The sequence below is a fragment of the Flagellimonas meishanensis genome, assembly GCF_019880545.1.
GTDB lineage: Bacteria > Bacteroidota > Bacteroidia > Flavobacteriales > Flavobacteriaceae > Flagellimonas > Flagellimonas meishanensis.
Genome location: NZ_JAINVW010000001.1, coordinates 641,650 through 657,406, shown reverse-complemented (window position 1 = coordinate 657,406; position 15,757 = coordinate 641,650). Strand labels below are relative to the sequence as shown.

General features: G+C 47.1%; 2 protein-coding genes. Both read left to right on the top strand.

All coding sequences use genetic code 11. The features are described 5' to 3' along the window. Nucleotides 1–5: 5 nt before the first annotated feature. Nucleotides 6–2,075: a PorP/SprF family type IX secretion system membrane protein gene (locus tag K7G75_RS02895; protein WP_222982599.1), complete on the top strand. Its 2,070-nt coding sequence runs from the start codon at nt 6–8 to the stop codon at nt 2,073–2,075. A 1-nt stretch (nt 2,076) separates the two neighbouring features. Continuing rightward, entirely contained in the window at nt 2,077–15,738 is a 13,662-nt protein-coding gene (locus K7G75_RS02890; RefSeq protein ID WP_222982592.1) for a T9SS type B sorting domain-containing protein, read from the top strand. The last annotated feature ends 19 nt before the right edge of the window (nt 15,739–15,757 follow it).

The window sequence follows — 15,757 nt, the reverse complement described above, 5'->3', positions numbered from 1 at the left end:
AACTAATGCAACCTAGAAAACCTCAACTTCTTATCTTGCTCTTCCTCTTGGCCTTTTCAGGAATAAAGGCCCAAGAGGAAGCGCCCTTTGTGGATTACAATGTTCCATCACAGAACTTGCTAAAATTCAACAGGTTCTTGATAAACCCAACATTTTCCACCGTACGGGAAGATAAGTCCTACATCAATCTATTCCATAGAAACCAATCGGTATCATTTAATGATAACAACCAGGTTTACTTTCTGAGTTATAGCGGTAGGGTAAGTGATAGGAGTGGGGTTGGACTTAGCTTGTTCACCAATCGGGAAGGGCTTTTCAACAACTTTGGTGTACATGCAAACTACGCGTATGGTGTTCGCCTTAGTCCAAAAAGCAACTTCACCTTTGGGGCCAATTTTTCCTATTATCAAAGTGCATTTAACCAAGACCGGGCCAACGCCCTGGAAGAAGACCCTTTGCTGAACACCTTGGAGAGCTCCTCCCTGATAAGCTTTCAACCAGGCTTCAACCTTTCTTTTGGTCAGTTTGATATTGGTGGTTTCGCCGAAAACCTCTTCGATTATAACTTGAAAAGCAGCGAATCCGTTACAGAATTCAATGAAAAGACCTATTCTGGTCATCTGCAATATACCCATCAGTTTAAAAATGCCGCGGGCATCATGGAACAAGGCCGGTTAATGCCTTTGGCACGAGTTAGAAAAATTGGTGAAGAAAATTTTGTGCTGGGAGGAAACCTAATTCTAGACCTGCCCAAACTAGGTTGGATCCAAGCAGGTTACGACGACTTCTATGGTGCTTCCGCCGGATTGGGTTTCAACCTTAACAAAAACCTTTCCCTAGGTTACACCGTGGAAAAAGGATTGACAAACAACTTCGAAAACTTTGGGGTGAGCCATGAAATTTCCTTGGCCTATTCCTTCACGCCAAACTTGACCGAAGACAGGGTGCTCCTTGAAAAAGAAAATGAAGATCTGGTGGATGCAGACACTGCGCCTGAAGAAACACTGAACCTGACCGATAAAGACATTCAGATAGCGGAACTAAAAGAAAAGCTTGCTGAAAACGATGCTATTTTGGACGAGCTGCTACTTCGTCAAGATTCCATTGAAACCACAAGAAGGACCGATCTTGAAAAACGATTCGAAACCGTCATGAAAATGGTACGGCGCGAGACCCGCGGTGAGCGTCCAGAACTGGAAGAGAAAGCCAAAGAGGTCTATTTTGCCAATATGGACAGTATGGATATCATCACCAAACGTCCTTCACAGCCCTTGGCAAACCATGGCCTGTCGAACACTGCTGCCACCAAAAAGGTAATTCGATTGGATGAAGCCCCAAAAACCAGTACGGCTATAGCCAAAAACACATCCATCAAAAAGGATAGAACAAATAGAAGTGTTACCAAGAGCAGGGCCCGTTTCAAGGCTTTCGAAATCCCGGCAGTGGAAAGCGGACATTATTTGATTGCCAACGTTTTCAAGAACCCAGAAAATGTTACGGCCTTTATAGGTGAACTGCGTTCTAAGGGAATAAATGCCGATTACTTTAAAAATCCAAAGAACGGACTCAACTACGTTTACCTTGAAAATTATCAAAACAAGGAAGAGGCCATAAAGGCACATAACACCCAATTTAAAGGTTCGTACCAAGGTGATGCCTGGGTAATGAACGTGAACAACATGGATGTTGGTTCACACATTAATTATGTGGCGGTAAAAAATCGTGCCGAATCCAAGTACGGGGACGATTTCCTCAGTAAGAACATTGCACGCTCCAAGGGGAATGTAGCCAAGGTTTCCTATGCGCCTCACAAGGTGAACGGGCTTCCAGAGGGGTACTATATCATTGCCAACGTGTTCGAGTCCGCCTCGGATGCCTCCCGTTTTGTAAAAGATTTGAATGCCAAGGGCCTTCATGCCAGTTATTTCATCAATCCAGAAGATAACCTAAGATACGTTTATCTCAAAAAACATGAAACCTGGAGCAATGCCCTAACCTCATACTACTCCAAACTAAATGCCTCGTATGATGACGAAATGTGGATCATGCGAGTAAAACCAAACTTCAACAGCTAAAATGACAAAACATATTGTAAAATCGGTTCTAACCCTAGCTGTAGGGCTTATTTCCCACACCCTCTTATCGCAGGAATACAACAGTTTTGATATACGCTATCAGGATAACATTAAGGGTGACCTTACCTTTATAGCCAACAATATTGTCAACCGAGATGGGGGTACTGGCTCAACGGAACCTGAAGACCCATACAACGTTACAGGAAACTCCTCTACGTACAACGATTGGCTGGATATGCAATACGTTGATGTGGACAGCGACCCAACCACGTTCAGTTCCAGTAGGGCAACGTTTACCTTTCCACAAGCCAGTTGTAACCTAATCCGCTACGCAGGTCTGTATTGGGCAGGAACGTATCCCAGCGAACAAGCAGGACAGGCAGTGGGCACAAACAGGCAAACCGACTTTAACCAAGTAAAGTTCATGGTGCCCGGTGGTTCCTATGTGGACATTACCGCCGATGAAGTAATATATGATGGTTTTACCAGTGGTGATTCCTCCATGAGGCAAAACAGTCCTTATGCATGTTATGCGGATGTTACCGCTTTGGTGGCCCCCTTGGGCAATCCCCAGGGAGATTATACAATCGCCAACGTTCGGTCGGTCACAGGCTCGCTCTCCCCTGGTGGTGGAGCATCCGCTGGATGGACCCTTATCGTTGTTTATGAAAACCCGACTTTGACGGGGAAATTGATCACCACTTTTGATGGTTTTGCCCGTGTAAACAGTGGCAACCCTACGGTTAATATAAACTATAGTGGATTCAACACCATTCCCGCAGGACCAGTGAACGCCAATATTGGTGTCGCGGCCCTTGAAGGTGATAACAGAATTACCGGGGATGGTATGCGCATACGGGCAGCCAGTAACGGTTCCTTTACCACCATTAGCAATGCCACCAATCCGGCCAACAACTTTTTCAACAGTAATATCACCCTGGATGGCGTGGTTACCACGAACAGGGATGTCAATAGCATCAACACCTTGGGTTATGACACGGATATATTCTTGCTCAACAACCCCTTAAACTCCGTAATCCCAAACAGTGAAACGGCGGCAACGTTTCGTTTCACATCCAGTGGTGACCAGTACTACCCCTTTTTCAATTCCTTCAATATTGAGATTATTGAACCGGAAATTGTATTGGAAAAGCGTGTTGAGGACATTGCTGGAAACGATATCACTGGAGCTGGGGTGAACCTTGGACAATATCTGGACTATGTCCTGTCCTTTGAGAACACTGGAAACGATGATGCGACCAACTATACCATCAGGGATGTGTTGCCCATCAATACCGCCCTGGATGAAACCGCCATTACATTGCCCCCTGGCGTAACCTATACTTACAATGCCCCGACCCGCGAGATTGTTTTCATGATTCCAGATAACCTCGTTGAGGCAGGTGATCCCATTTCCGAAATAAGGATGCGGGTACAAGTGGCGGAAAATTGCTTTGACTTTATCGATGCATGTACCGATCAAATCCAAAACCTGGCCTATTCCACCTATCAAGGAGTCATCAACAACAACCAAATATCCGACGACCCCAGTGTGTCGGATTTTGATAGTTGTGGATTTACCACCCCGGGAGCCACCAACTTTCTGCTGGATGACTTAGAAAGCTGTGACTTCACCAGAACGGTTCAGCTTTGTGGTGATACCGTGCTTTTGGATGCAGGTGATAATTTTGACGCCTACACTTGGTATAGGGATGAAAACGGAAACGGCTTAATAGACCTCGGTATTGACACTGTCATCAGCGACGGAGACCCCGATGGTGACCCCAGCACCTTGATCGTAAGCGATACAGGAACCTATATTGTGGACAAAGAAGTGGCAGATCCTTGTAAAGGATTCCAAGAAATAATCATTGTTGAGCTTTTTGGAGCCACACAATCCAATCCAATCTCTGCCCTAATAAACGATCCTTCGAATACGGTGGAGGGTGAAATCGTTATCTGCCCTAACGACGGTAGCGAACTGCCAGAGATTTTTCTTTGCGGATTAAATGACACTGAGCTTATCCAAGTAAACATTCCAGATGCCCAAAGCATTGAATGGCAACAACTGGACGAGTCGAGTTGTGCTGCAGCAACGCAGGACTGTGCCAACACCAACCCTTCCTGTGGTTGGAACACCGTTGACACAGGAAATGATTTCACCGCTTCGGATGCGGGGGAATATCGATTGGTCATCAACTATCAAAATGGGTGTTTCAGCCGATTTTACTTCAATATTTTTAAAAACCCGCTGGACCCCCAGTACACAACAAGGGATATTGTATGTGACACGGATGGAAACATCACTGTGACGAACATGCCGTTGAACTATGAGTTTCAGCTCATAGACCAAACCACTGGCAACATTATTGTTCCATACAATTCCAGCCCAAGCTTCGACATAGCCAATAACGGCGCCTACCGTGTTGAAATGAGACAGCAAGGCGTAACTGATGGATGCGTCTTCATCCTGGAGAACATTGGAATACTTGAAAGGAACTTTCAGGTTGACGTGACCACTACCGATACGGACTGTAATGGCTTTGGGTCCATATCCATCTCTGCATTGAACGTGTTTCCACAATACTACTATGAAATATCGCAAGGCGGAACCATTGTGGATACGTTTGGCCCATCCAACGACAACAACTATACCTTTAATAACCTTAACGACGGCGTTTACGATGTCTCCGTAAGAACGGATGACAACTGTACCTATACCGAACAGGTTACCATTCAAGATCTTAACGACCTGGAGCTTACCGCTCGGGTTTCACAGCACATTACCTGTAGGGAAGGGAACATTCAAATGGAATCCACAGGCGGGCGTACGCCCCACACCTATGCCATTTGGTCCTATGTGGACGACGGGGGCAACACCATCATTTCCTATCCCTCGGTAAATGATATTCCACCAAGCGAATATCAAACAAGCGTCATTTTTGACATCTTAGATCCCGGAGATTATACCTTTGTTGTGGTCGATAGGAACAACTGTCATGACATTTCAAACACAGTAACTATTGAGTTTAGACCGGCCGCAGATTTTAATGCAACCTCCGTGGTTGACGTTTCTTGTTTTGGTGATTCCACAGGATCCATAAACTTCAATCTGGTAAGCAGCAATGGTTACCAGCTCACCTATTACCTGTTTGATGCCGCTGGTTTTGATGAGGACAACTTTGACATAACCAATGCGTTGGCCACCAATGCTTCAGGTAATTTCCCAGGGCTGCCAACTGGAGATTATGTAGTGGTAATCAACCAACGTAAAGGAAGTGCCGCTTGTGACTATTTCGAGTACCATACCATTTCTGGTCCAACCAATGGGCTTGATGCGGATGCGATCCTCATTCAGGATTATACCTGTCTGCAAAACGGCATTATAGAAGCGCAAAATATTACAGGCGGTACAGCACCCTACGAATATAGCATTGACGGTGTAAGCTTTGGGGCAAGTCCAACTTTCAGCAACTTAACTGATGGCACATATACCATAACCGTTAGGGATGCCAATGGATGTACATTCCCAACAAACTCCATTACCTTAGATCCACTTAATCCTCCAACCGATCTTACCTTTACCGCATCGGCACCAAACTGCCCCACATTCACTTCTGATGTTACGGTAACTGTTGTGGATGGCAATGCACCCTATGTTTTTGAAATCATAGCCCCTGCCGCCATACCGGCCACCTCCATAACCGGAGGTACGGCTAATTTTGACGGATTGGCACCAAACACATACACTTTTAGGGTTACCGATGACAAGGGTTGTTTTTATGATGAGTCATTTACCATAAGCCCGGTTACCGAAATAAATGTCAGCGGACAGCTCATAAGCAACATCACCTGTTTTAATGATATGGATGGAGAGTTGTTGTTTACCATAACCGACTTCAATACCGATTACAACTATTCCGTTACCGGACCAGCGAGCTTTTCGGGAAGTAACGAATCAAGTGGAACTGTTTCATTGACCGGTTTGGATGATGGCACATATACCATCACTGTTACCGATAACCTAACCAGCTGTACCGATACGGCCAGCGTTACTATCAATGCGCCTCCAGCAGCTTTGACTTTGTCCGCCTCAGAAGTCCAACCCACCTGTGTATCAGCGGGCAACGTAACGCTCACCGCAAACGGGGGCTGGGGAGGCAATTCTTTCTCGTTGACCAATCCAGACACTACTCCTTTTGGAACAAATAGCACTGGTATATTCACCGGATTGGCCCAGACCGGGACCTATACCGCTTCGGTGACGGACGCCAACGGCTGTGTGGCAACGACCACATTTACGCTCAATCCGGCAGTAGCACCTGTCCTTGCCATAGTGCCCAACAATCCTTGTTATGATGATGTGGTAGGATTGACACTTACCGCCAACGTTACCTCCGGTGGCGATGGAAACTTTGAATATAGCCTTAACGGTGGTCCTTTTGGAGTCAGCAATATTTTTGCCGGTCTAACTCCCGGAACCCATACCATTGATGTTCGTGATGGAAATGATTGCACCGATTCGGCAACCATTACCATTGATCCTGAATTGAGTGTGATTGCTTCAGCTCCAAACATTACCGCTTGCGGTACCGACACCGATATTACAATTACAGCTGCCGGTGGAGACGGGAATTATGTATACGCTGTGGTCGCCGATGGGGTTACGCCCGTGGCTGGGGATTTCTCAACCACTAACCCTGTGACCGTCTCCGCGATTGGGGATTATGACGTCTACGTTCGGGACAATAACGGGGCCGCTGGCTTCTGTGAAGCAAACTACGACATTTCAATTATACAAGATGCACCTCTTGTCATAACACCAACGGTGACCGATGTTACTTGTTTCGGTGGTTCAAATGGAGCAATATCCCTAAGCGCGTCCGGAGGTGAAGGTCCTTATTTGTTCAGCATAGACAATGGTGCCAACTATCAAACCTCCAACAGTTTTGCAAACCTCAGTGCCGGATCATACGATGCCAGGATCAGGGATGTCAACAACTGCGAGGCCACGCTGACAGTTGTAGTAAATCAACCAAACCAAATTGTTGCCGAAGCAGCCTTGACCCAAGCCTATACTTGTATTCAGCTTGGAGAAATAACCGTTGGAAGCGTCACCCCAACCACTGGTGGTTCTGGTGACTATCAATATAGTTTGAATGGAGGTCCATGGACGGCCTCAACCACTGGCGGAACCGTCTTTGGTGGATTAACTGATGGAACCTATTCCATTCGTGTGCGGGATGCCAATCAAATAGATTGTTTCATCACCTTGCCAGATGTCATTGTTGCGCCTCTTCCAGCTGAACCCACATTAACCACTTCCGTGGTTTATAACTGTGATGGGACTGGAGATATCACCGTACTGCCCAATGACCCTTCCTATACCTACAGTCTTGATGGAGGTGCTTTTCAAGCTGGAAACATTTTCAGTGACGTTGCAGTGGGCACCCATACTATCGATGTCAACTATGGCAGCGATTGCATCACGCAAACTTCTGTTGTTGTGGAGCCCGGCAATGCCTTCGATGCGGCAATTACTGCCTTTTCGGATATTACCTGTAATGGAGGCGCAGATGGCGAAATTACCTTCGAGGTGGAAAACTTCGCTGTTGGAATCGGCTTTACTTACCAAGTTGATGCCGGTCCGGTATCCCCATCGCAATTCGCAAGTCCCCTCACCATAAATGGACTCAGTGCCGGAAATTATACGATTACCGTTGTTGATCTTAGGGACCCAACATGTGTCATAGTGTTAAATCAGACACTGTCTGAACCTGTTGTGTTGACAGCATCCGCCTCAATAACCAATGTAATGACCTGTACCAATGGTGGGGCAACCATCACCGCTTCAGCAACCGGTGGAACCCCAGCTTATCAGTACCAATTGGAGGACGATTTGGGAGCAATTTTGGTTCCTTATCAATCTTCTACTGTGTTCAACGGGTTGGCAGCGGGTAATTATATTGTTCGTGCCAGGGACACCAACCTTTGTGAAGACCCCATTGATGCGGTGATAACGGTCGTTCCCGCAGCCACAATAACATTTACTACAACCCCAACTGCCTGCTATAGTGGAAACAATGATGGAACCATTCAGGTTGATGTTACCTCAGGGAACGGGGATTACCAATTTAGCCTTAACGGAGGGCCTTGGATTACACCATCGCCCGCTACGGCCACAACACACACGTTCACCGATCTTGTTGCAGGAAACTATACCATCAATGTCAGGGACAGTTTTGGTTGTGTGGGAACGCTTCAAAATGTCACCATAAACGACGACTTGGTGGCCACCGTGGATGTTGTGGATGTAAGTCCTTGTGCCGATGGAAGCATAACCGTAACCGCTTCGGGAGGCGCTCCTACACTGGAATATGCCTTTGTGCCAACCACAACTGACCCTACCGGTCTGTTCTCCACAACAAATGTGTTCGCTGTAACTGCTGGTAACGAAGGAGACTATGATGTTTATGTAAGGGACAACTCCGCTACTGTTCCGTTCTGTGAATACATGGAAACAGTAACTGTGAATCCGGCTACGCCGCTGACAATTACCGCTACCCCGACAGACCCGCTTTGTCATGATGGTACGGGATCCATTTTGGTGAATGTTACCTCTGGAATCGCTCCTTTTATCATTCAAGTAATTGATCTGGATAATGGGGGCGCTGGAGATCAAACCGATACCAACGTGCTGAATACCAGCAGAACCTATTATAATTTGATGCCGGGCAACTACACCATAAACGTGACCGATGCAACAGGATGCGTGGTCACTGAGACCCCGGTAACCATCAATAATCCTGATGAGCTTACTGGAAGCGTGTTTGGTATAACCCCAGCTACATGTACCGGAGACCCTAATGATTTTGGATTTGGTTTCACAGGATACCCAACCACCTTGGGAACTATTGAATTCAGTGATGATGGTGGTGCCACATGGATTGGTGACAATACAACCCCTGGAACTTCAGACCAATTTACGGGTTATACTTCGGGGCAAACTGTCTATCCTTCCATGAGAACGGTTGATGGTTTTGGCAACACGGTGTGTCAAACAGACTTGCTGCCCTACATAATTCCTTATCCCTTGGATGACCTGGACATTACCATTTTGCCAATCGTTGTCAATTGTAATGAACTTCAGGTGACCGTAAGGGGACAGAATGGTACGGCGCCATACGAATATGCCTATTCGGATGACCCTGCAAACTTTAACCCAGCAACCACAACCTGGACGGCCCCGTTGCCTTTGGGAACTACACATACTTTTACAGGATTGGTTCCTGGTAGGACCTATACATTCTATGTGCGGGATGCTGCGGGATGCGTGCGTCAAAGTAATGTGAACGTAAATGACATTATCACGGTTCCCTTGGAAATAACCTCTGCCATTACCCCAAGCTGTGATGGTGCAAATAATGGTAGTATAACGTATACCGTTACCGACAATCAAGCGCCCTTTGGAACAGAATTTAGGTGGACGGTGTACGATATGTCCTCTGGCTCTGCTGTTGCGGTGGCTAACAGTGGCGGCAACGTTCCCTATTCCTCTCCTCAAGATGTGACCGTAAGCGGACTGTCTCCAGGAAACTATTTCATTGAGGTCATTGAAGTTGATGGAGGTGCGGATAGTTGTGTCGGCGCAACCGAGAACGAATTGCTACTGGAATTAAATCCGCTTACCGGAACTCCTGTAGTTTTACAAAACATAACCTGTGACACTCCGGGGTTGATCCAAATCCAAAGCCCGTTGGGCGGTGGTGGAATATACACCTATACCGTAACCGGGCCCGCTCCATTTGTAACCATCGTGTCCACATCGGATAATCCCATTGAAATTCCAGCGAACTCACCTGCTGGAAATTACGATGTGACCATGGAGGACCAGTATGGTTGTTCCGTGAACTTGGGAACAGTTCCATTGACACTAACACCAAACCCAACAGTTGACTCTGTTGTTGTAAATAACTGTACAACTCCAATTTCTGTGACCATAAATGCCACGAGCACCGCTCCACAGATTTTCTATTCTATAGATGGAGGCGTTACCTATGTGGATAATGGAGGGGTTTTCAACAATGTGGCCCCTGGATCCTACAATGTTTCCATCATAGACAGCAACGGTTGTACAGACACAGACACCTTCGATGTATATCCGCTATTGGAGTTCACCGCCATTCAAACTGTGGCACTGGACTGCGAGCCTGGGTCTGCGGCCAATGCAGAAATAGAAATAGAAGTGACTTCCGGATCTGGAAACTACGAGTTCATTATTGATGGCCCTGGGGCCAATGACCAAGCCAGAATAGTGCTTCCTTCCAATCCATTTACTTGGACCGGGGCGGCCGCCGCCGGAAGCTATCAGGTAACTGTGTTCGACATAGGAACCGCTCCGCCAAATTGTTCGCAAACAATAACCGTGGGCGTGCCCGATGCTCCACTCCCAAGCTTCACGGAAACACATATGGATGTTACCTGTAACGGGGCCAATGATGGAAGCATAACGCTTACCGAAGTGGACAATGGCATCAACCCCTTGGTGTACACACTTACGCCAATGCCGGCAGGTGCCGTGTTGAACGGAACAACTTTTGAAAACCTTCCAGCTGGCACTTATAGCGTGCGGGGTGTTGGTTCCAACAGCTGTTTTGTGGATATTTTTGACATCATCATTAACGAACCCAACCCAATTGCCAATGTCAATGCCAACGTTGTAGAATTTGGCTGCACTTCCGGAAATAATACGGACAATGCTTCTATCACTATTGACACGGCCTCAATCAGTGGAGGCAGCGGCACGTATGTGATCTACGAATTCATCAACGATCAGGGAACACCTGCCACTGGTGATGATGTTGTGGTCCAATCCGGGTCCAACAATGTTTATATTGAAACCGCTCTCGTGGGTGGAAGCTATATCGTAAATGTATATGACACCAATGGCTGTTTGGGAACAACAACTGCGGTTATTGCTCCATTTGATAGCCTGGATTCTGCGAATATTGTTGTCGATGCCGTGGCGACCTGCGTTGCGGGCGAAGACATAACGATAACCGCCATCGGTTCCATCACAAATTCAACAACAGATCCAGCAAACTATGAGTTTAGGATATTGCCCGCGGGTACTTTCCAAGCTTCGGGAAGTTTTACCGGCCTTGCCGTTGGAACGCACAATTTTGAAGTGAGAAACACGGTTACCGGATGTGTCATCACCGTTTCTCACACGGTGGCCGACCCTGAAGTGTTGGATCTTAATGTGGACAATACGGTAAACATCACTTGTTTTGGTGATTCCAATGGTTCTGTGGAGCTCAATTTGGTCGACGCTTCCAGCGTTACCTATCCAAGTGCCACTAGTTACACCCTTTATTATGACATTAACAACACTCCGGGTAATTTGGCTGACGATGTCACCTCTTCAGGTTCTGATGCTGATGGCAGCTTCACCATTACAGGTCTTGCCGCAGGAGCATATTATATAGAGGTCACAGACACAAACCCTCCTGGAAGCGCTTGTGTTTACAGTGCTGTGTTCAATATTGCCGGCCCAAGTGCACCCATTGCCGCAAATACGTCGGTTACCCCGGTTACTTGTGCCCTAAATGATGGTGCCATTGAAATCATCAACGTTTCTGGGGGTTGGGGAGGCTACACCTATTTTGTGGACCTTGCCTCAAATCCAGCGCCGATTTATCCTGGAAGCTATCAGGCATCTCCTTTGTTCTCCAATCTTTCTGGCGGAGCTACACCGGGCACGGATTACCAAGTTTGGGTGGCCGATCAAAATGGATGTGTATTCCAATTGCCAAATGTTACCCTGGAAGACCCTGCTCTTATAGCTGCAGTGCTTCAAATCAACCAGGAAAACTGTACCGACCTTCAAGGTGAAATCGAGGTGGTTGGAACAACGGGTGGACAAGGCGCCAATTACACCTATCAATTAATGCGAAACGGTTCAAATGTTGGGTCGCCACAAACAAGTCCTGTTTTCTCAGGATTAGGTGCCGGTTCATACGAAGTCTTGATTGCCGACCAATGGTCATGTGCCACAACCATAGGGCCTGTAGTACTAACAAATGCCATGACGGCAGCAACCACAGTTGTGAAACCGATTGACTGTACTCTTGATCCTGGTGGTCACGTTACGGTAACGGTAAATGGAGGTTCTTCCAACCTTACTTTTGATGTGCTCTTCCCCGATGGGCTCACCACGGCGAACAACACAACAGGGGTCTTTACCGGACTCACGCAGCCTGGCATATACACTTTTACGGTAACCGACAATGACACTGCTACACCTTGTACATTTGTGGTTACCCAAGAACTTGACGATAAGGTTGACCCGATTATCGATGATGTGCCCATGGACCCAGTGAATTGTAACGGTGGCTCCGATGGTAGTTTGACCGTGGTTTTGGATCCTGCCACCATGGCTGATCCCGTATATACCTATGAGCTATACCAAATGTCCAATTTGGTGACCCCGTATCGATTTGCGCAGACCAGTCCAACGTTTGATAATCTCCCTGCAGGAGACTATCGCGTGCGTGTCATATCCTCCAGGGCTTGTGATGACTTTTTTGATGTTACTGTTACTGAGCCAACCACATTGTCTGCCTCCGCCGCAGCTACGGCCTTCGTGTGTAACCCTAACAACACCGTAAACACATCGACCGTAACGGTAACAGCCAGCGGTGGAACAGGTCCATACTTGTATAGCATGGACAATATAAACTTCCAGACGGCCAACACGTTTGGTATAGTTGACACTGGAGCGGACCAAAATATTACCATCTTTATTGAAGATGCCAATGGATGTACAACCACAGCCCCCGTGTTTGTGCCTACCATAAACACATTTACGTTAGGCATTACACAAAATGTGGCCATTAGCTGTGTCAATCCAGAAGAGGTGCTGTTGACCGTTTCTGATGATGGAAACCCAGGGAACACCTATACTTTTGAATTACTGCCCTTGGGCAATCCAAATGGTTCCTTGACCGCAACACCCACGAACACCACGGCCACATTTGATTTGACCTCCCCTGGGAATTACACATTCAGGGTAACGGACAACGCAACAGGTTGCTACGTGGAAGCCATACACACTATTGCTCCGTATGATTTGATAGACGTTGTTGCAACGGCAACGGCTCCTGCCATATGTTTTGGTGATGCGGGTGCTTTGGAAATCAACGTAACAGGATATTCGGGCACTTACGACTATGAGGTTTTCAGGGGTGACGGATCTGTGACGGGAATCACTGGAAGTGGAAACACATCCACCAACCCCTTGTCCATTACAGACCCCTTACTAGTGGGTGGCAACTACTTTGTTAGGGTAACGCAGACCGCCAACCCGCTATGCGTGGAGGACTCCAATGTCATTACCATCGTTTCGCCTAGCAGCGCCCTTGCGCTAATTCCCCAGGAAGTCGCCAATGTGACCTGTAGCAACGATCAGGGCGAAATGTTGGTGGCACCTACGGGTGGTTATGCTCCTTACGATATTATATTGACAAACACTACCACAGCACAGGTGTATACCGTCAATAATGTGCCAAGCTACTTGTTCACTGGTTTGTCTGCTGGTACGTTTGATGTGCAGGTGACCGACAATAATGGATGCATCATTAACGAGCCAATTGTACTTGTTCAACCTGTTCCGATAACTGCCGATATAAATGCTACGCCAACAACCTTGGTCTGCTATGGTGATACCAATGCATCGGTCTGGGCCGAAAACATGGCCGGAGGTGAGGGTGTTTATGATTATCAACTCAATGTCTACGATCCTACGGGGACAACCATAGTGTTTACTTCTGGTGAACAGTCGTCCCCAACCTTCAACAACTTGGGTGCCGGAATCTATAGCATTACAGTTACTGACAATTGGAATTGTGATGTGGAGACGGCTCAGGTGACCATCAGCGAGCCAACAGATGTAATGGCTTCATTGATCCAGTTGAGTGCACTTACCTGTACCAATCAAGCCCAGTTGCGACTTACCGCTTCAGGGGGAACGGGACCTTACGAATACAGCACGGATGGGGTTGCCTATTTTGCCATGAGCGGTGGAAGCACCCACACATTCAGCGTTGGTGCCGGTGTTTACCAATACCATGTGCGGGATGCTTTTGGCTGTGAAGCCCAAATTTCCAACCAAATAAGTGTTGACATGGTTCCGCCTTTGACCATAGACATAGACGATTCTGCAGCAATGATCAACTGTACAGCAGAAGCTTCGGCCACTATTGTTGCCAACGCCACGGGTGGATTGGGCAACTACAGCTATGAACTCTTCGGGGATGCTGCCCTGACCAACCTAATAGCTGGTCCTCAAGCCAATGACACCTTTAGCGGTTTAGTGGCGGGAAGCTATTACGTGCGGGTTACCAGCCAGGATTGTGTGGAAGTTTCCCCAGAGATAATCATCACGGACCCAGCTCCGTTGCAGATAGACCGTGAAGAGTTTACCAATGTAACTTGTGCGGGGCTGAACGATGGAACAATCACGGTAGAGGTTTCAGGTGGTACGGGCGAGATTTTCTATGCCATCACACCTAACCTTAATCAGTTTGATACGGTGAATGTTTTTGAAGATTTGGCTCCTGGCATCTATGATGTCATCGCACAGGACCAGAATGGATGTTTCATGACTTTCCAATTTGAGATCCTTCAACCAGAACCTGTTCAGGCTGAGGCCATAAACATCATGCACGAAGTTTGTTTTGAGAGTGCTGATGGTTCATTTGAACTTCAAATTATGGGAGGTACGGCGCCATACGAAACTGCGTTGAATTCCAATGCCGATGCCGATTATGTCCAAGACCAAGTGCTGTTCCAAAACCTTCCTGCGGGAACCCATGTGGTATTTATCCGTGATTCGCAAGGGTGCGATACCAACGTTTTTGTGCAGATAGAGCCCGGTGTTAACCTGGAGGCCACGGTAACCCCAATGTACCAGTGTACGGGCAACATTCCCGACAACGCTTTGGAAATCGTTTTTGAAGACCCAACCGTTTCTGCCGATGTGCTCTATGCGCTGGATTCAACTGACCCTGCCGACATGCAATTATCGGCAGACTTTACCAACATCCCCGCTGGTGACCATTATATTACCATTGCACACGCCAATGGCTGCATGGTGACCTATGACTTCACCATTCAGGGATACGAGCCTTTGACCTTGGTGCTTGAAAACAACAACATCAATGAAATAACTGCCGTGGCAGAAGGCGGCTTGGAGGATTACACCTTCTATTTTGGCGATGTCAATAATGGAACGGACAATACCTTCTTTATCAACAGAACGGACACCTACATGGTCACTGTAATTGATCAGAATGGTTGTGAGGTTCGGGCGGAAATATTTATGGAGTTCATTGATATTGAGATGCCCAACTTCTTCACGCCAGATGGTGACGGTCTGAATGATATGTGGATTCCTGACAACATGGAAGGCTTCCCAGACGTACTAATTACCATTTATGATCGTTATGGTAGAGTAGTGGAGAAGATGACACGCGACTCCCAAGGATGGGATGGGGAATATGATGGAAAAGCCCTTCCAACCGGAGATTACTGGTATGTGATACGCCTTAATGGTGAGAACGATGACCGTGAATTTGTTGGTCACTTTACCCTCTATAGATAACAATGCTTAACCTACTGAG

Bases quoted from the DNA above. Each gene is read 5' to 3' on its own strand.
- K7G75_RS02890 (WP_222982592.1), top strand. From the start codon at position 2,077: ATGACAAAACATATTGTAAAATCGGTTCTAACCCTAGCTGTAGGGCTT.
- K7G75_RS02895 (WP_222982599.1), top strand. From the start codon at position 6: ATGCAACCTAGAAAACCTCAACTTCTTATCTTGCTCTTCCTCTTGGCC.